An 18483-nucleotide genomic window follows, 5' to 3' on the forward strand; every position below is an offset into this window, starting at 1 on the left:
CGCATGCCCCTTGCGGCGCACACCACCAGACCTCATGCCTTCGCCTCGCCGTATTCTTGTCTTTCCCTGCGGTTCGGAGATCGGCCTGGAAATCCACCGCTCGCTCCGGTACTCCACGCACTTCGAGCTGTTGGGCGCCTCCAGCGTGGACGATCACGGCCGCTTCGTCTTCGAGAACTACATAGCGAACCTGCCCTTCCATAACACATCCGATTTTGGCGAACGGATCGCGCAGGTCGTGCGCGAGCACCGGATCGACGCCATTTACCCGGCCATGGATGCAGTGGCCGAGACGCTTCAGCACCTGGCGCCGACACTGGGCTGCATCGTGATCGGCAGCGATGCGCGCGCCACGGCGCTGTGCGCCTCCAAGTCCGCCACCCACGAGCTGCTGCAGGGGCGGCTGCCGCTGGCCGAGCGGTATGACGGGCCCGACGCAGCCCGCTATCCTGTCTTCATCAAGCCCGACCGTGGCTATGGCTCGCGCAACAGCCAGCGCTGCGACACGCGCGAGGCGACCATCACGCATCTCGAGCGCCATTCATCGCAGCCCATGCTGCTGCTCGAATACCTGCCTGGGCGCGAATGGACCGTGGATTGTTTTTCCGACCGGCATGGCGTGCTGCGCTTTCACGCCGCGCGCCAGCGCAGCCGCATCAGCAACGGCATCAGCGTGCGCACGACACCCAGCGGCGACTTCGCGCAGGACTTCTCGGAGTGGGCTCGCACCATACACGACGCGCTTCGCCCGCAGGGCGCCTGGTTCTTCCAGGCCAAGGAAGACCGGCTGGGACAGCCACGACTGCTGGAAGTAGCGGCACGGCTGGGCGGTTCATCGGGCCTTTTCCGCTGCCAGGGCGTGAACTTCGCCATGCTCAGCGCCTTCGATGCCTTTGGCCAGGATGTGCAGCTGGCGCCCAATGCCTACGGCATCGAGCTAGACCGCGCGCTGGACAGTCGCTATCGGCTGGACATCGCTTATGGCCATGTCTTCGTAGACCTGGACGACTGCCTGCTGGTGCGCGGGCGCGTCAACCACCAGCTCGCCGGATTTCTATACAAGGCCGTGGGCGAGGGCAAGGGAATCACCCTGCTCACGCGCCATGCAGGGGACCCGCTGAACACGCTACGCGAACACCGAATCGGCGAACTGTTCGACCGCATCGTTCACCTGAAGGCGTCCGAAAGAAAATCGGCCTACATCGACCGGCGCGACGCCATCTTCATCGACGACTCCTTCGCCGAGCGCCTGGACGTCGCGCAGCAGACCGGCATCCCGGTCTTCGCGCCCGACATGGTGGATGCGCTGATCTAGCGGGGCTCGCACGGCATGCACAGCAGCACGGCCTCCCAGCCATTCGTCAGCTCCGCCCATTTGAAGTCGTAGCGGTAGGCGACGCCTGACGAGGCGATGATGCGGGGAATCTCATAGGAGTCATCCCAGAGGTGGTAGATGCACAGGGCCAGCCGGGGACGGTGCGTCTGTAGGGTCTGGAGCGCCCCCTGCAATGCCTGGCGCTCGGCGCCCTCTATGTCCATCTTGATGAAATCCACCCGCTGCAGGCCCGCACTGCGCACATAGTCGTCGATGGTGATGGTCTCGACCGGCTTACCCCCGGCATCGCCGAAGATGGAAGTGGCGCCCTGCACCGGCGGTGCTTTGATGTTCACCACATCGCCGCTGCGCGCGGTCAGGGCCAGATGGCAGACATGTACATCGTCAGCAATGTCGTTGACCGCGAGGTTGTGGCGCAGCAGAGCCAGGTTCTCGTCGAGCAGCTCGAACGCATGGATCTGGCAGTCGCCCTGCGCCTCCTGGTGGAAAAGGACCGCCGTGTCCCCTACGAAAGCGCCGGCATCGATGATGGTGTCGCCCGGGCGAACCCCGAAATCCTCGTTGCGATACTGGCCAAACAGAAAGTCATGAATGCCCAGCATCCAGGGATAGGTGAGCAGCTCGCCGCGAAAGCCTTGCGGCGCCAGCTCCAGGCGCTTGTAGCTGCGCCCGTTCAGAGCCTGCTGCTGATAGGGGTGCTCACGCACCCTTTTCACTTCCTGCAGATAGGCCTCGTACTCCTGAGCGGGCAGCCGCTCGATGCCGGCCCAGCGCTTGGCGAACCAGATGACAAAACGCTGCTTGTGCGGCTCTGTGAAAGGCTCGTAGACCTGCCGCGAGAACTCGCCAAGCCTCTGCTGCCCATAGCGCGCGATCAGCTTGTCCAAGCGTGCAGCCTCTTCGTCCGCGAGCGGGGCCAGCCCCTGCCAGAGGTCCCGCTCAAAAACCGTTTGCGTCATTCTCAAATACTTTCCAATTCTTTGCGCACGCGCTCATAGACTCTCTCGGAATTCCTGTCATCGCAATGGGAGAAAAAAATCTTATGCGCTGTTTCTGTTGAAACATCAGAATCCGCAACGGAGCATTTCAGCTTCAAATCAATTGCACTCAGCATTTCATCAAAATTCCTACAAATTGGCCCTGGAAATGCCAGCGAAAGATCATAAAGCAGACCATCTTGCTGATTTCTGTAACTCTCTAAATCGTAGGCAAAGCAAATTGCGGGCTTCTTCAAATAAAGAGCCTCTATATATACACTGGAATAGTCCGTCACTATAAGATCACATTCACGCGCTATTGCAGAGAATTCTGGAACACTAGAGACCGAAAAATCAACAATCACATCGCCGTCAACGTACAAATCCAAATTGAAATATTTACTATTATTCTTAAAATAGTGAGGCCTATACCCCAAAATAGCATTATGCCTGCGCAGTAGGCATTTCAATCTACATATTTCTTCATCATTGAATTGATAGTAATATGCATTCACATCAGCATCTGTTTGCCTATATGTGGGAGCGTATACAACAAGACGACGTTCTTCGCGTATCTTTCGAATTCTATATAGCGAATTTCTAATGTATCCAGGCAAATGTTCTTCATTGCAAACAAGGAAATCATTGCGAGGCAGCCCTGTACACCAAATTCGCAAATAATTAAGCGGATAAAACATAGCCGCCATTGCATAACTATCAATATCCGACGATGAAATCAACCCAGCATAACCAGATCTTTCTTTGTTGCGATATTTTATTCTTTCAGAATATATTCTAGTTTTTTCATTGGAAGTATAAAATAAGCGCTTCAACGGTATGCCATGCCATAAATTCACGACAACTCTCTTTTTCATATCAAGAGGCAAAATACCGAAGTTCTTGCTACCCCAACGAAGAGAAAAATCCATTGACACAGAGTGGGTTAAGAAAACCACCTTGCATTTAGCCAACAGCCAAAATCCTCGCAGAGAACCGTGCTCAACAATTTCATAGTTAACCGCGTCGTCGATATGGAATTCTTCACATATTCCACGAAAAAAAATAATCTTGAATATTTTTGGATCTTTTTTCACATACTCAAATACCGCACGCTGATTTTCTATAAATTTCCCAGTATGCAGATGATGAGTAGAGAACGCCCAATACTTAGTATTTTTGACCACCAAGGCATCAAATATGAACCAGATTGGTCGCAAAAGCGCAAAAATCAATTTATTGATGCTCATGGCGCTTTAGAGTGAAGCGACCGAGGCGAACACATAGTCCACTTTGTGGCTAGTTGTGCAATAGTCTTTGATACCGCTTTCCCCTGTCAACACAAGTGCGCTCTTCGCAGCGAATCTATTGGCCAAGGCAATGTCCGTGTGCAGACGATCACCCACTACCATGGTCTTCTCTGGAACCAGGCCCAATGATTTTAGTTTTTCAACCATTTGTTCATGAGGCTTGCCTAAGACCATTGAGCATTTGATTCCCGTGCTGAGATAGATCATTTCAAGAAAAGCACCAACATCAGGCACAGGCCCATTTTCTGTCGGACAGAACATATCCCCATGTGTGGCAATATATTTCACCCCAGAATTAATGAACGCACAGGCCTTCTCAAGTTTTTTATAACTCAGCTCTTTGTCATATGAAAAAATCACTACCTCAGGCAAAGAAGAATTTATATTTATCCCCGCCTTCACGAACTCGTTTTCCACATCCTTCGTTGCAAGCAAATAAATATCATTGATACTCTGACTTTTCAAATAATCAATGGTCACCTCATACGATGCAATAACCTGATCTACTTCACAATTGATCCCCATTGAATTAAGAACATTCAGAACGTCGACCTTGGTTTTGGATGAATTGTTGGTTAGGAAGTAGATTCTTTTACTCCGCGACAACTCATTTATTCTGCTGATCACGCCTTCTATAGGGGTATTACCCTTGTAGATCGTCCCGTCGAGGTCAAACACAATGTTCTCAATGTTGCCAAGCTGCAGCTCATAGTCGGAGAATACGCGCTCCGCCAGAAGAAGATCGTCAACTCCATCGATTTCGACCCACTTCATACCGGATATATCCAAGGGATAAAAAATCTCTTCACCCTCCCGAAAAAACTCATCAAGAGCCACCTCGGTCCAATCTCGTCGATTCATCTTTTCCTCAACGATAATTCTTACTTTCTCTATAAAATTAACCGACGCCTCTTTCGAAAATTTGTAGAAATCTATTGATGCTCCCGCAGCTTCCGAAGGTCCGATAGTTTTTGCGATCCCAGAAACATGACCACCGCTGGAGTCCAACGTTATTTTCATAGCCTCCTCGTTGTATATGGATGCATCGTATGCCACCATATTCCCATATTTGGCTGCACATAGCCTCTCGACCAAATCCACCTCTACAGCGAGATCAGCGTTATTAAGTACAAACGCTTTGCCCTTCAAAAAATAAGATGCCAAATAAAAAGAATACATATTATTTGTATTCTCATAATCATGATTATATACAAACTCGAAATTAAAATCTTTTTTTTCCCGTAGATAGGTGACTATCTTATCGGCTTCGTAGCCAACGATGACAACTATATTATATATACCAGCGTTTTTGTAAGCATCCAGTTGATAGTCAATGATTTTTTTTCCACGACATTCCACCAAACACTTCGGAACCTCATTAGTCAACGGCCTTAGTCGTGAACCAATTCCCGCTGCCAGAATAACTGCACAATCCGGCTTGCTAACATTCATCATTGCACCACCACCGTTCCCTTTTGGTCACCCATCCACCATCCTGAAGGCCTGGAAATGGATGCAAGAACTTCATCCTGCTCCACAAGATATTCACCTTGCCAGACACCATTAATATCGATCAAAGCAAGGATTTCATTTTCCATCCGCAATATACGGCAATCATCTACACCGCAGATTCTGGCTTGATGAGCCAACGCTTCAGCATCGTAATACATTGTACTAACAATAAGAATTGCATCAGGATGTTTGCTTATTTCATTAAACGGCTTTAAAGAGACATCATCAAACTCTCCGTCAAGCCTTTTCTCATCACGATCAATTACAAACTCTACGCTCTGGGCACCCAGTTTATCTATTAATATAGATGCTTCATTACCACATCCATATATTACTATTTTCTTTCCAACAAGCTCTTTGCACAACCCATCAATGCAATCAAATAGACTCAAATACGTTGAATAAAGATATTCAATATTTTTCTCTCTAATCAAATCATTTACGCTCCCGCGCTCGCAAAATAACTCATCCCTGGAAAATATCCAATGCAATCTTTTATAGATTATTTTCTTTAAAGCCAAAACGCCTTTTTCCGGAAAATAATTACGCCACAAAGATATACACCCTCTTATAGAAGAAAGATTATGATTGAGAAACTTTTCAAAATCCAAGGACAATTCCTTAGTGAGAGAGCTTTGTGTTCTAAATCTATAATAGGACATTGTTCTATTTATAAAAAATCCCCCCCCCCTCACCCCGCCCAAAGCCTGCATATATATATCCCCGCAAGTGAGGTAAGGACGTGCAGCCATGAATTTCTCAAGCTTTTTCAAAACAGCATTACGAACAATACATCCTGCCGTCGGAATCATTCCGTTTGTCCTCAGAAAAATATCGTCAAAATCAATGATTCCATCTTTTTTTCCATAGTGTCCTATTGTGTAAAGATCTGATGAATCAGCCGAATAATTTCTAGCACTTGCGAGATGAAAGCAAATATCTAGATCAAGGTGTCTTTCAAGAACTTCAATCTGAATATGAAGCTTCAATGAATCTGTCCATACATCATCACCCTCACACCAAGCAACATATTTACCACTTACACGGGGATAGTTGAAAAATACTGATGGATTAATACCACGAGACCAGCAATTCTCCCGTTGAAAGATAGGCTTAACGATACGCGGAAATCGCTCTGCGTACTTCCTGATAATATCTGCCGTCCCATCCGTCGAAGCATCATCGTGGACGAGGATTTCATACTTGAAATCGACATTTTGTGAAAGAACACCTTCCAGCGCCTCTGCCACATAATCCTCGTGATTGAACGCCAGCATGCATACGCTGACCACCACGTTGTCGCTTTTCCATTTGGAAACTATATCTTTTTCGGTTATATCGAACATCATCTAGCTCCAAAGAATTCCTTGATCCCGCTTATCACCCGAGTTTGTTCCTCATCCGAGAGGCTAGGGTAGATGGGGAGGCACAAAACTCTTTCCGACAGGCTTTCCGCCACAGGCAGAAATAACTTCTTCCCCGCAAGGGTCTTCTGATAAATTTCGAAATTGTTGATCAAGGGATAGAAATATCTTCTTGAATAAACTCCGCGCTCCTTAAGAAACTCGTAGAGATCGTTTCTCGACCTCCCCTCAACCGGATCCACAAAGATCGGATAGTATGAATTGTTGATTTCCGAGAAGTCTCTTGCACGCGGAAATCCCACTCCATCCAGCCCCGAAAGCTCGCACCCATACCGCTGAGCGATATACTTTCTCTTGTTGCTTATCTGATCGAGATAGCCCAACTGAGCCAGGCCCATAACGGCCTGTATCTCGTTGAGCTTGAAGTTCAGGCCGATAGCGGAAACCGAGACCTCGTTGTCGAATCCGAAGTTGCTCAGTTTTCTCGCTTTGATATCATTTTCTACGGAAGCGAAGGTAACGCTACCGCCCTCGATGGTGTTGAATATCTTGGTGGCATGGAAACTGAGCGTGGATGCGTCGCCATATTGCAGGATGCTGCTGCTCCTGTATTTGACGCCGAAGGCATGAGCGGCATCGTAGATCAGCTTCAGCCCGTGCTTTGCGGCAATCTCTTGCAGAGCCTCCACGTCGCAAGGAAATCCATAGCAATGCACGGCCAGGATGGCGTTCGTCCTGGAATTGATCGCCTGCGCCACCTTCACAGGATCGATATTGCAGTCTGTGGGACTGACATCGACGAAGACGGGCTTGCACTTGCGCCACAGCAGCGAATGCGATGTCGCCACGAATGAATAGGGCGTGGTGATAACTTCGCCTTCAACCTCGAGCACTTCGAGGGCCGCGAGCAGCGCCATGGTGCCGTTGTTCAGAAGAGTCAGGTTCGTGGCGCCTAGGTGCTGCTTCAGGGCTACTTCGAGCTGCTGGTAGTGGGGGCCGCAATTAGTCAGGATCCCGCTTTCCCACACGCTTTCCAGCCGTTTCACGAATTCGTTGAACGGAGGAAGAAACGGCTTGGTCACATAAATCTTGTTCATCTAGTTGTTCTTCTTAAGATATTCCATCCACATCTGCTGATATGCGTCCTCGACTTCATGGACGCGCGCCCTATAGTTCATGAGGGAGCTGTCGATCAATCCCTGCCGATAGGTAGCGCGACATTGGCGCAGGAAGGCGACGTCGTTGGCTAGGCCCACGGCATGCCTCACATATTCCTGCTTCGTCTTGGCGATCCGGCCGCCCATGCCGAGGCCCCAGATGGCCTTGGCGCTCGAATTCTCCACATCCCTTTTCCCGAGCATGGCAACAACAGGCATGCCCATCCATATCGAATGCAGGGTCGTGGTTCCACCGCAAATGGGAAAGGTATCGAGAACGATGTCGGCAATGAATCCGGTTTCCATGAAGTTGGAAAGCGGCTGGTGGGCGATGACAAGCACGCGGTCCAGTGGCAGGCCGGCGCTTTGTACGCGCGGCATCATGTGGCTTTGTGCCGCATCCAGATTCTCCTCCTTGACATAGACCAGCAGCAGGGAGTTCTCGACCTTACCGAGTATCTCGGCCCAGAGTTCCAGCACCTCGGCCGTGATCTTGGCGGAGTTGTTGAGCGAAACGAAGGTGACGTAGCCATTCCGGGCGGCTGGCGGCTCCTCGCAGATCGGCGCATAGGCGGGAGGCGTGTAGGAGGTCGGGCACTTCAGCGGAAACAGCTTTTCGCTGTAGAACTGCTGTACTCGCGGCGCTGTCGCGTCGAAGAGGCGATAGTCCATGGCCTTCATGCCCAGCGTCAGCTTATATCCCAGCCAAGTCACCTGCACAGGCGCGGCGCGGCGCGCGAACACGCCGAGGCGGTGGCCGTTGGTGTAACCCGACAGATCGACGAGCACGTCGATGCCGTCCTCGCGGATCTTCGCGTGTAGTTCCTCGTCCGTGAGGGCCTGGACATCGCGCCAGTGCGCAACCAGGGACTGCAGCTGGACGGTGATGTCGTCGACAGGCCCGTTGGAATAGATGTGGACCTCGACCCGCTCGGGGTTGTGGTGGGCCAGCATGGGTTCAATGAAGAAGGCCACGGAATGCTCGCGCAGGTCCGCAGACACATAGCCCACCTTGAGCCTTTTGCGAGGCTCGCGGTCGCGCACCACCAGCGGCCTTGCCTGACGCGTCAGGGGGTCGGCGAAGCGCTTGCCCCAGTCGCGGGCCACAGCCAGCGCCACCATGGGGTCGCGGCTGGTATGGGCGTGGATGTAGGCGCGCATCATCCAGTGCGGACCCACTGAGCCCTTCCTGGCCACCTTGTCGATTAGATCGCAGGCCTCGCTCACACGCCCCACGCTGAACAGCGCCAGCGCCAGCAGATATTTGGCCTGGATTTCCTGGGGGTCGAGCTGCAGGGCAGTTTCCAGCGCGCTGATGGCGGGCTTCCAGCTGGCCATGCGTGTGTAGGCAAGGCCCGTGAGCAGCCATAGTTGCGCGTTGCGCATGTCGCGCGCGATCAGCCGTGCCAGGGCAGCCAGGGCCGGAACGAACTGGTTGTCGCGTATCTGTCCCTGGATCTGTTCTAGGTCCTGCAGCGAGGGAGAATGCGGCTCGGCGGCGAAGCCGAAAATATTGGGCGACATAAATGTTTGACGAGGAAAGAGGCCGGGGCGCCGCGCCAGCGGACAGCAGGCAGACCAAGGCCGTTGTGCGCCAATGTAGCGGGCGCATATGCAGCCGTTCGATGGTTAAGACAGGCAATTCAAGCGCATGAACAGGCAAACTTTCCCGGCCCAGTTCCCGCCTTGCCAGCGCGGCGGGAAATTATCCACGCCACCCCTACATCCCCTCATCAAGCTGCCGATCTAACAAACAATCACCCGGCTTTTCTTCCCAACGACGCCACCGCGCGCGCTCACAATCCACTCCCATGCTTGTCATCATCGGATACATCGTCGCCTTCGGTTGCATCTTCGGCACCTATGTGCTGCACGGGGGCAACGTCCAGGTCATTCTCAAGGCACTGCCTTTTGAAATGATCACCATTGGCGGCGGCGCCATCGGCGCCTTCATCGTGTGCAACCAGCCCAAGGTGCTCAAGGCCACGGCCAAGGCCATCCCTGGCGTGATGAAGAGTTCGCGCTACACCAAGGCCCGCTTCATGGAGCTGATGGCCCTGCTGTACGAGATTCTGCAAAAGGCCCGCAAGGAGGGCCTGATGTCCATCGAAGGCGATGTGGAGGCACCCAACGAGTCGCCCATCTTCACCAAGTACCCCGAGCTGCTGGCGGACCACCATGTGGTGGAGTTCCTGACCGACTATCTGCGCATGATGGTGTCGGGCAATCTCAATTCCCACGAGATTGAGTCGCTGATGGACAGCGAGATCGAGGCCCACCACGCCGAGGCCCATGCCCCCGTCAACGCACTCACCCGCCTGGCCGGCGCCCTGCCTGCCTTCGGGATCATTGCGGCCGTTCTGGGCGTGGTGAACACCATGGGCTCGGTGGGCCAGCCTCCTTCGGTGCTGGGCGGCATGATCGCCTCGGCCCTGGTCGGTACCTTCCTGGGCATCTTGCTGGCCTATGCGCTGGTGGAGCCCATGGCCGGCCTGGTGGAGCAGCGCGCCCAGGACGCCGCCAAGGAACTGGAGTGCATCAAGACCACCTTGCTGGCCAGCATGCAGGGCTACAACCCCGCCACCGCCATCGAGTTCGGCCGAAAGGTGCTGTTCTCTACCGAACGCCCCGGTTTCCTGGAACTGGAAACCCACGTCAAGGGCAAGAAGTAATCCTGCACCCAGCAGCGTCAAGCCATGGCAGAGAAAAAGTTACAGCCGATCATCATCAAGCGCGTCAAGAAGACGGCGCATGCGCCCCACGGCGGCGCCTGGAAGATCGCCTACGCCGACTTCGTGACCGCGATGATGGCCTTCTTCCTGCTGATGTGGCTGCTGGGCTCCACGGCCAAGGGCGAGCTGCAGGGCATCGCGGCGTATTTTTCCTCGCCGCTGAAGGTGGCGATGGCCGGCGGCGATGGCGCAGGCAACAGCTCCAGCGTGATTCCCGGCGGCGGCAACGACCTGGCCAAGGTGCACGGCCAGGTACGGCGCTCCGAGGCCGCCGACAGCTCGAACCGGCGCACCAGCGTCGATTCGGGCCGCGCCGATCAGGCGCAGGTGGACTCCAACCGCATCAAGGCACTCAAGGCCAAGGTGGACGCGATGATCACCAGCAATGCGCGTCTGAACGAATTCCGTTCGCAGATCCGCACCGACGTGACGCCCGACGGCCTGCAGATCCAGATCGTGGACGAGCAAAACCGCCCCATGTTCGACAGCGGCAGCGCCCTGGTCAAACCGTATATGCGCGACATCCTGCGCGAGGTGGGCGCGGCGCTGGCAGGCGCGGAAAACCGCATCAGCCTGTCCGGCCACACCGACGCGGCCCCTTACGGCAATGCCGACCGCGGCTACAGCAACTGGGAGCTGTCGGCCGACCGCGCCAACGCCTCGCGCCGCGAGCTGGTGGCCGCCGGCATGCCCCTGAACCAGCTGGCACGCATCACGGGCCTGGCCAGCAGCGACCTGCTGCTGCCCGACGATCCGCGCGCGCCCCAGAACCGGCGCATCACCATCACCGTGCTCACGCAGGAGGCCGAAAAGCGCCTGCTGGGCCACCGTGGGCCCGTGACGCGCAACGCCTTGCCGCCGTCATTGGCCGGCGGCAGCGGCGGCACCGCGAATGCAGCCACAGCCGAAGCCACGGCCGGCGAGACTGCCGCGCAGCCCGCTGCCGCCGCGCCCGCAGCCGCAGCCGCCCCTTCGGCGCCCGCGTCACCTGATCGTGTAACAAATTAAGGTTTGAGCCCGATGCTGCCGAAAAGCAGGAAAATTCCCACATTGCGCCAAGAAGGTTTCATATTGTTACCATCGCGGCGGATTCTTACCAGTACCGAGCACCTACCGACCGAAAGGGCCTCACGTGGCTAATGCCCTGCGTTTTTTGATCGTTGACGACTTCTCCACCATGCGGCGCATCGTGCGCAATCTGCTCAAGGAGAGCGGCTTTCCCGAAGCCGATGAAGCCGAAGACGGCGTCGTGGCACTGCACAAGCTGCGCAACAGCAAGTTCGATTTCGTGGTGACGGACATCAACATGCCGAACATGAACGGCTTCCAGCTGCTCACCGAAATCAAGCAGGACGACAAACTCAAGCACCTTCCCGTGCTGATGGTGACGGCCGAGGCCCGCAAGGAGGACATCGTGGCAGCGGCCCAGGGCGGTGCGGCAGGCTACATCGTCAAGCCCTTCACCAAGGCCACGCTGGAAGAGAAAGTCAACCTGATCCTCAAAAAGCTGGGCCTGTAGGGCGCGCGCCATGAGCAACCCGGATGTCCCCGACAGCGTCCACTACAAGGTAGGCGTTCTCACACGCCAGCTGCATGACTCGCTCAACGAGCTGGGCTATGCGGACCGATTGCGCGGCAGCATGGGAGAGCTGCCGGATGCGCAAAGCCGCCTTTCCTACATTGCGCGGCTGACCGGAGAGGCCGCCGAGAAGGTCCTCAACCGTGTCGAGCTGGCCAAGAGCCAGCAGGACCGGCTGGCCGAGCGCGTGCGCGCCATGCGCGCGCAGCTGGTCGAGGATCCCGTGGCGGCCGTGGCCAAGGGCCGGGTGATGAACTTCCTCGAAGAGGTCGAGCAGGACACGCAGCAGGCCGATGAGCACCTCACCGAGATCATGATGTCCCAGGACTTCCACGATCTCACGGGCCAGGTCATCGCCCGCGTGGTGTCGCTGGCCGCCGACCTGGAGGACCAGCTGGTGCAGCTGCTCATCCAGACCTCGCCCAACCCGCAGCAGACGGCGCTGGAGCCGCTGGAAAAGCCCAAGGAGCACCTGGCCGGCCCCGTGGTCGATCCCGAGAAGACACCCGATGTGGTGACTTCACAGTCCCAGGTGGACGATCTGCTGGCCAGCCTGGGGTTCTGACACACCCCGGGGCGCCATGCGCCTTTGCATTTGCATTTGCACGGCAACCCTTCCCGCTGCGGGGCAAGGGTTTGCCGGCATACCGCTGCCTGCCGCACCACACCCCAGACAGCGCATAAGCGCCGCTTGAGCCCTGCTTATCGGGGCTTCGCCCATCCGGCTTGTTCCGACAATGACGCAAATCCTTCCGTCATTGCGCCATGGACTCCAGCCAAGACAAAAACCTGCCAGCCACCGAACGCAAACTGCAGAAAACGCGTTCTGACGGCCAGGGTGCGCGCTCCCGGGACCTGTCCCACCTGGCCATCCTGGGCACGGGCGCGCTGATGATGCTGATGGGCGCCGAGCCCCTGATCCAGCACCTGCGCATGGCGCTGGCCCAGCAACTGGCGTTCGACGCGCACACGGCCAAGACCCCGGCCCTGATGATGGAGCGCATGCTGTCCATGGGCAGCCTGGGCCTGAAGATTTCCCTGGGCGTTGCCGCCGTGACCACGGCCGCGGCCGTGCTGTCGGGCATGCTGGCCGGCGGCTGGATCCTGAGCCTCAAGCCCATACAGCCGCAGTTCAACCGCCTCAACCCGCTGTCGGGCCTGACCAATCTGTTTTCCAAGCAGCAGATGGTGACCGTGGCCAAGATGGTGGCGATGACGGCCATCCTCTCCTTCGTGGCCTGGAAGTTCCTGAGCAGCCACATCGCCGAGATCGCCGCCATCTCCTCCCAGCCTTCGGCCATGGCGCTGACCATGACCGGGCAGTGGCTGGCCAGCGGCGTGGCCCTGCTGCTGCTGGTGGTGTTCCTGATGGCCGTGATCGACGTGCCGCTGCAGGCCTACCTGTTCAAGTCGCGCCTGAAGATGAGCCACGAGGAAGTCAAGCAGGAGCACAAGGAGTCCGACGGCAACCCGCAGATCAAGAGCAAGATCCGCCAGAAGCAGCGCGAGATCGCCGACCGTGCCAGCGTCAACGCCGTGCCGCGCGCCGACTTCGTGGTCACCAACCCCACGCACTATGCCGTGGCGCTGCGCTACGACGAAAAGACCATGGCCGCCCCGCAGGTCATCTCCAAGGGCACGGACCTGGTGGCGCTGAAGATCCGCGAGGTCGCGGGCGCCCACAAGATACCGGTGCTCGAATCCCCGATGCTGGCGCGCGCCCTGTACGCGCACGCCGACCTGGACCAGGCCATTCCCGCCGCGCTGTACACAGCCGTGGCCCAGGTCCTGGCCTATGTCTACCGCCTGAAGGCCGCGCTGCGCGGCGAAGGCCCCATGCCTGGCGATCTCGGCGAACCCGCCGTGCCCGCCGAACTCGATCCGCACCAGGGCCGCCGCGCGCCCGCCGCCGCGACCACTGAAGGTACTGCTCCATGACGACGAATCCGCTCCAATCCCTGCAATCGATGTGGTCGGGCGAGAACACCAGGTTCGCCCAGGGCCTGATGGCGCCGCTGCTGGTGGTGGCCATCCTGGCGCTGATGGTGCTGCCGATTCCGCCGTGGCTGCTGGACACGTTCTTCACGCTGAACATTGCCGTGGCGCTGATGGTGATGATGGTGGCGGCCTACATGATCCGGCCGCTGGACTTTGCGGCCTTCCCCTCGGTGCTGCTGCTGACCACGCTGATGCGCCTGTCGCTGAACGTGGCCTCCACCCGCGTGGTGCTGCTGGAAGGCCACACCGGCCCCGGAGCGGCCGGTGCGGTGATCGAGGCCTTCGGCCACTTCCTGATCGGCGGCAACTTCGCGGTCGGCCTGATCGTGTTCGCCATCCTGGTGGTGATCAACTTCGTGGTGATCACCAAGGGTGCCGAGCGTATCGCCGAAGTCTCGGCCCGCTTCACCCTGGACGCCATGCCCGGCAAGCAGATGGCCGTGGATGCCGACCTGAACGCTGGCCTGATCGACGAAAAGGAAGCCAAGCGCCGCCGCGCCGAGGTGCAGGAGGAAGCCAACTTCTTCGGCTCCATGGACGGTGCCAGCAAGTTCGTGCGCGGCGACGCGGTCGCCGGCATCCTGATCCTGGTGATCAACATCATCGGCGGCTTCGCCATCGGCATGATCCAGCACGGCCTGTCGGCCGGCCAGGCCGCCGACAGCTACATCCTGCTGGCCGTGGGCGATGCGCTGGTCGCACAGATCCCCGGCCTGCTGATCTCGGTGGCCGCGGCCATGGTGATCTCGCGCGTGGGCAAGGAAACCGACATGGGCCAGCAGATCGCGCAGCAGCTGTTCATGTCGCCCAAGGTGCTGGGCATCACGGCCGGCGTGCTGGGCCTGCTGGGTGTCATTCCGGGCATGCCCCACGTCGTGTTCCTGAGCACGGGCGCACTGCTGGGCTGGCTGGCCTGGATGCTCTCGCGCCGCCAGCAGGAACGCGCCGCCCAGCAAACCCAGGCCCCCGCCCCCGTGGCCGCGCCCAGCGACGGCGAAGCCACCTGGGACGACCTGCAGCCCGTGGACCTGCTGGGCCTGGAGCTGGGCTACCGCCTGATCACCCTGGTGGACAAGGGCCGCCAGGGCGACCTGCTGACCCGCATCAAGGGCGTGCGCCGCAAGTTCGCACAGGAAGTGGGCTTTCTGCCCCCGGCCGTGCATGTGCGCGACAACCTGGAGCTCAAGCCCAGCGCCTACCGCATCACCCTGCGCGGCGTGATGGTGGGCGAGGGCGAGGCCTTCCCCGGCATGTTCCTGGCCATCAATCCGGGCGGCATCAGCACCCCGCTGATCGGCACCCAGACCACCGACCCGGCCTTCGGCCTGCCCGCCCACTGGATCGACGAACGCCAGAAGGAAGCGGCACAAATGGCAGGCTTTACCGTGGTTGATTCGGAAACCGTGATGGCCACCCATTTGTCACACTTGATGCAAGTGCATGCCGCCAAGCTGATCAGCCGTACCGAGACGCAGCAGTTGGTGGAGCATGTGGCCAAGCTGGCTCCCAAGTTGATCGAAGAAGTCATTCCGAAAATGGTGTCCATCACGACGTTCCAGAAAGTGCTCCAGCTGCTGCTGGAAGACTCGGTGCACGTCCGCGACATCCGCACCATCATCGAGACGCTGGCCGAGCACTCCTCGACCACCCAGGACCCCGTCGAGCTGGCCCGCCGCGTGCGCATTGCGCTGTCGCCGTCCATCGTCCAGCAGATCTACGGCCCGACCCGCGAGCTGAACGTCATCGCCATCGAGCCCGGACTCGAGCGCCTGCTGGTGCAGGCCCTGTCCAACCCCGGCGCCCCCTCACTGGATCCCGGCGTGGCCGAGATCCTCACCCAGAAGGCGGCCGACATGGCCAACCAGCAAGAAGAGCTGGGCCTGCCTGCCTGCCTGCTGGTCCCCGATTCCATCCGCAACTCCATTGCCCGCCTGGTGCGCCGCGTGGCGCCGCGTCTGCAGGTTCTCGCCCACAGCGAGATCCCCGAGACGCACACCATCCGTATCGGCTCGATTCTTAAAGGTGCATCCGCATGAACATCAAACGCTTCTACGCCCCTACCTCCCGCGAGGCCCTGGCCAAGGCGCGCATGGCTTTCGGAGCGGGCACCCTGATCCTGTCCAACCGCAGCACGCCCGACGGCGTCGAGGTCATGGCCACGGCCGAGGACACGCTGGAGCACAGCAAGGCCGCCGCCAGCAGCACGCCGCTGCAGCAGGCCATCGAGCGCCGCTCGGCCGAGGAGACCACGGGCCTGCGTCCCCAGCTGCAGGCCCAGCTGATCCAGGCACATACCCAGCCGCGCACGGCACAGCAGCCTTCGCCGGCGCCCTCACAGGCGGCTTCGCTGGCAGCCTCGCTGTCGGCAGATGGTGCCGAGCCTGCCGGCCTGCGCCAGAGCGTGCAGGAAGACACCGAGCAACTGGCCATGAGCACCCTGTCCTTCCAGGACTACGTGCGCGAACGCATGCTGCGCCGCCGCCACGAGGCCGGCGTCGACGAGCCCCTGCCCAGCTTTGCCCAGCGCCGCAGCCTGGGCGACGCCTTGCGCGAAGCGCCGGCCGCCGCGCCCATGGCCGCACAGCAGCCGTTCAAGGCACAGCCCGCGCCTTCCGTGGCCCGCCACAATCCGCTGCGCGCCAGCGCCGAGGCACCGCTGCGCGAGCCCCTGCGCAGCGAACCCGCTCCAGCCATGGCCTCCCAGGCGCTGCGCGATGAGCTGCAGTCCGTGCGCGACCTGATCGAAGAGCGCTTCAACACCCTGACCTGGCTGGGCCAGACGCGCCAGAACCCCATCCACGCCAATCTCACGCACAAGCTGATCCGCGCGGGCTACTCCCCCGTGCTGGCCCGCGCCCTGGTCGAGCACATGCCCCAGGACCTGTCCGCCGGCGACGCCGTGCGCTGGCTGATGCAGGTGCTGGAACGCAATCTGCGCACCGACGCCGGCCAGGAGCCGCTGTACGAGCAAGGCGGCGTCTTCGCCCTGGTGGGCTCCACCGGCGTGGGAAAGACCACGACCACGGCCAAGCTGGCGGCCCTGTGCGCGGCCAAGTACGGCGCCTCCAGCGTCGGCCTGATCACCCTGGACACCTACCGCGTCGGCGCCCACGACCAGCTGCGCTCCTACGGCCGCATGCTGGGCATGGTCGCCCACCTGGCCCATGACCGCGCCGCGCTGCAGGACCTGCTGGGCCTGCTGGCCAACAAGCAGTTGGTGCTGATCGACACCACGGGCGTGGCCCCGCGCGATCCGCGCAAGGACGAAATCCTGGACCTGCTGGACCTGCCCGGCGTGCAAAAGCTGCTGGCCGTGAACGCGGCCGGCCAGGGCGATGCGCTGGACGATGTGATGCAGGCCTTCAAGGCACGCGGCTCCAGCCAGGCCATCCTCACCAAGGTGGACGAGGCCGTGAAGCTGGGCCCCTCGGTGGACACGCTGATCCGCCACCAGATGCAGCTGCGCGGCGTGACCAACGGCCAGCGCGTGCCCGAAGACTGGGAGCGCGCCGATGCGCAGCAGCTGGTCTCCGCCTCCATGCGCGCCTCCACCCGCTCGGCCTTCGATCCCAAGGCGCTGGACCTGGACTTCTTCTTCACCCCGTCCAGCCCCAGCACCATGGACAGCGAGGTCAGCCATGCTTGAGACCTTCCCCCAACTGCACCAGGGCCTGGGCCTGCACGGCCAGCCCGGCGCCGCAGCACCGTCCAGCCTGCGTGTGCTGGCCATGCTGCGCGACACGGCGGCCGACCCTGAAGGCCAGTCCGAGCAATCCCTGCTGTGGCCGGTCTGCGCCAGCCTGCAGCGCCTGGGCATGCCCGTCCTTGTGCTCGATGCCAGCCAGGGCGAGGCGGCCGACGCGCCTGGCCTGGCCCAGCTGCTGCAGCAAAGCGCCTGGCAGGCCCGTACCGGCCTGCACCCCGACCCCCGTCACAGCTCGGTGGCCGTGCTGCCTGCCCGCCAGGGCCTGGAGCTGCTGCCCCTGCAGGCACGGCAAGCCGGCATGACGCCCATGCAATGGCTGCAGCGCCATGTGCGCGGCTATGCCATCGTCATGCTGTATGCCGATGCCGACACACTGGCCCGCAATCTGCCCGGCCAGGCCGTGCACCCGCTGATGGTGCTGCCCGAACACGGCCCCCGCGTGCTGGGCTGCTACCGCCAGCTCAAGCAGCTGGCCGTGCATGCCGGCCTGCGCTGCCTGCTGGCGCCGCTGCTGCCCGGCGCTGACCCCGTGGATGTGACCAGCTACGATTGGCGCCGCGGACAGACCGGTGCCCGCAGCCAGGCCGAGGATGCGCAACGGCGCCAGTCACAGATCGACGCGCTGCTGCGCTGCGCACAGCGCCATCTGGGCCACGCGCCCGGGCTGCTGCCCGTGCGCCTGCACCATGCACCGGACCTGCAGCGCCTGGCGCTGCAGTTGCTCAACCATGCGGGCAGCGTATTGCCGCATGGCGGCCAGGACCTGGCCGCCGGCTACGCACCGCTGCCTGCATCCCATGCCTGGAGCCACTGAC

The 18483-nt window shown here is 59.2% G+C and carries 15 protein-coding genes; 9 read left to right on the top strand and 6 right to left on the bottom strand.

What is annotated here, in order from left to right; all coding sequences use genetic code 11:
* The first annotated feature begins 34 nt into the window (after positions 1-34).
* Positions 35-1315, top strand: a complete 1281-nt coding sequence (locus ACF8ML_RS10900) for an ATP-grasp domain-containing protein (protein ID WP_392407120.1) — start codon at positions 35-37, stop codon at positions 1313-1315.
* Here ACF8ML_RS10900 and ACF8ML_RS10905 read toward each other — a convergent pair.
* The 6 genes from ACF8ML_RS10905 to ACF8ML_RS10930 are packed head-to-tail and all read right to left on the bottom strand — an operon-like array spanning position 1312 to position 9177.
* The gene (locus ACF8ML_RS10905) at positions 1312-2295 is read right to left on the bottom strand and encodes an FkbM family methyltransferase (RefSeq protein ID WP_392407121.1); all 984 of its coding nucleotides are present in this window, start codon (positions 2293-2295) and stop codon (positions 1312-1314) included. The genes ACF8ML_RS10900 and ACF8ML_RS10905 overlap by 4 nt on opposite strands.
* A 2-nt stretch (positions 2296-2297) precedes the next feature.
* Complete coding sequence (locus ACF8ML_RS10910) at positions 2298-3560, bottom strand: CDP-glycerol glycerophosphotransferase family protein (RefSeq protein ID WP_392407122.1); 1263 nt, start codon at positions 3558-3560, stop codon at positions 2298-2300.
* A 6-nt stretch (positions 3561-3566) separates the two neighbouring features.
* On the bottom strand, positions 3567-5072 hold the full coding sequence (locus ACF8ML_RS10915; RefSeq protein WP_392407123.1) for an HAD-IIA family hydrolase: 1506 nt from the start codon (positions 5070-5072) through the stop codon (positions 3567-3569).
* Positions 5072-6478, bottom strand: coding sequence for a glycosyltransferase family 2 protein (locus ACF8ML_RS10920; protein ID WP_392407124.1), 1407 nt, complete (start codon positions 6476-6478; stop codon positions 5072-5074). The genes ACF8ML_RS10915 and ACF8ML_RS10920 overlap by 1 nt, the downstream gene beginning before the upstream one ends.
* Positions 6478-7593 (bottom strand): DegT/DnrJ/EryC1/StrS family aminotransferase, encoded by a 1116-nt coding sequence (locus ACF8ML_RS10925; protein ID WP_392407125.1) that lies wholly within the window; start codon positions 7591-7593, stop codon positions 6478-6480. The genes ACF8ML_RS10920 and ACF8ML_RS10925 overlap by 1 nt, the downstream gene beginning before the upstream one ends.
* Positions 7594-9177, bottom strand: coding sequence for a CDC27 family protein (locus ACF8ML_RS10930; RefSeq protein ID WP_392407126.1), 1584 nt, complete (start codon positions 9175-9177; stop codon positions 7594-7596).
* Between the two features lie 287 nt (positions 9178-9464).
* Here ACF8ML_RS10930 and motA point away from each other — a divergent pair, with 287 nt between their 5' ends.
* The 8 genes from motA to ACF8ML_RS10970 all read left to right on the top strand — a co-directional run bounded on the left by motA (position 9465) and on the right by ACF8ML_RS10970 (position 18482).
* Positions 9465-10325: a flagellar motor stator protein MotA gene (motA, locus tag ACF8ML_RS10935; protein WP_016449292.1), complete on the top strand. Its 861-nt coding sequence runs from the start codon at positions 9465-9467 to the stop codon at positions 10323-10325.
* A gap of 24 nt (positions 10326-10349) precedes the next feature.
* Positions 10350-11393 carry a flagellar motor protein MotB gene (motB, locus tag ACF8ML_RS10940; RefSeq protein WP_016449291.1) on the top strand — a complete coding sequence of 348 codons (1044 nt, stop codon included), beginning with the start codon at positions 10350-10352 and terminating at the stop codon, positions 11391-11393.
* A gap of 124 nt (positions 11394-11517) precedes the next feature.
* A complete protein-coding gene (gene cheY / locus ACF8ML_RS10945; RefSeq protein WP_012202534.1) occupies positions 11518-11904 on the top strand; it encodes a chemotaxis response regulator CheY in 387 nt (128 codons plus the stop codon).
* Between the two features lie 10 nt (positions 11905-11914).
* Positions 11915-12529 carry a protein phosphatase CheZ gene (locus tag ACF8ML_RS10950; RefSeq protein WP_016449290.1) on the top strand — a complete coding sequence of 205 codons (615 nt, stop codon included), beginning with the start codon at positions 11915-11917 and terminating at the stop codon, positions 12527-12529.
* A 200-nt stretch (positions 12530-12729) separates the two neighbouring features.
* Complete coding sequence (locus tag ACF8ML_RS10955) at positions 12730-13902, top strand: flagellar biosynthesis protein FlhB (protein WP_016449289.1); 1173 nt, start codon at positions 12730-12732, stop codon at positions 13900-13902.
* The gene (gene flhA / locus ACF8ML_RS10960) at positions 13899-15998 is read left to right on the top strand and encodes a flagellar biosynthesis protein FlhA (protein ID WP_016454350.1); all 2100 of its coding nucleotides are present in this window, start codon (positions 13899-13901) and stop codon (positions 15996-15998) included. Before ACF8ML_RS10955 ends, flhA begins: the two co-directional genes overlap by 4 nt.
* Positions 15995-17608 (top strand): flagellar biosynthesis protein FlhF, encoded by a 1614-nt coding sequence (flhF, locus tag ACF8ML_RS10965; RefSeq protein WP_047327025.1) that lies wholly within the window; start codon positions 15995-15997, stop codon positions 17606-17608. The genes flhA and flhF overlap by 4 nt, the downstream gene beginning before the upstream one ends.
* Positions 17601-18482, top strand: coding sequence for a hypothetical protein (locus tag ACF8ML_RS10970; protein ID WP_016449286.1), 882 nt, complete (start codon positions 17601-17603; stop codon positions 18480-18482). Before flhF ends, ACF8ML_RS10970 begins: the two co-directional genes overlap by 8 nt.
* Position 18483: the final 1 nt, after the last annotated feature.

It is taken from the genome of Delftia sp. WSY_10 (genome assembly GCF_043104705.1).
In the GTDB taxonomy this organism is placed as follows: Bacteria; Pseudomonadota; Gammaproteobacteria; order Burkholderiales; family Burkholderiaceae_C; genus Comamonas; species Comamonas tsuruhatensis.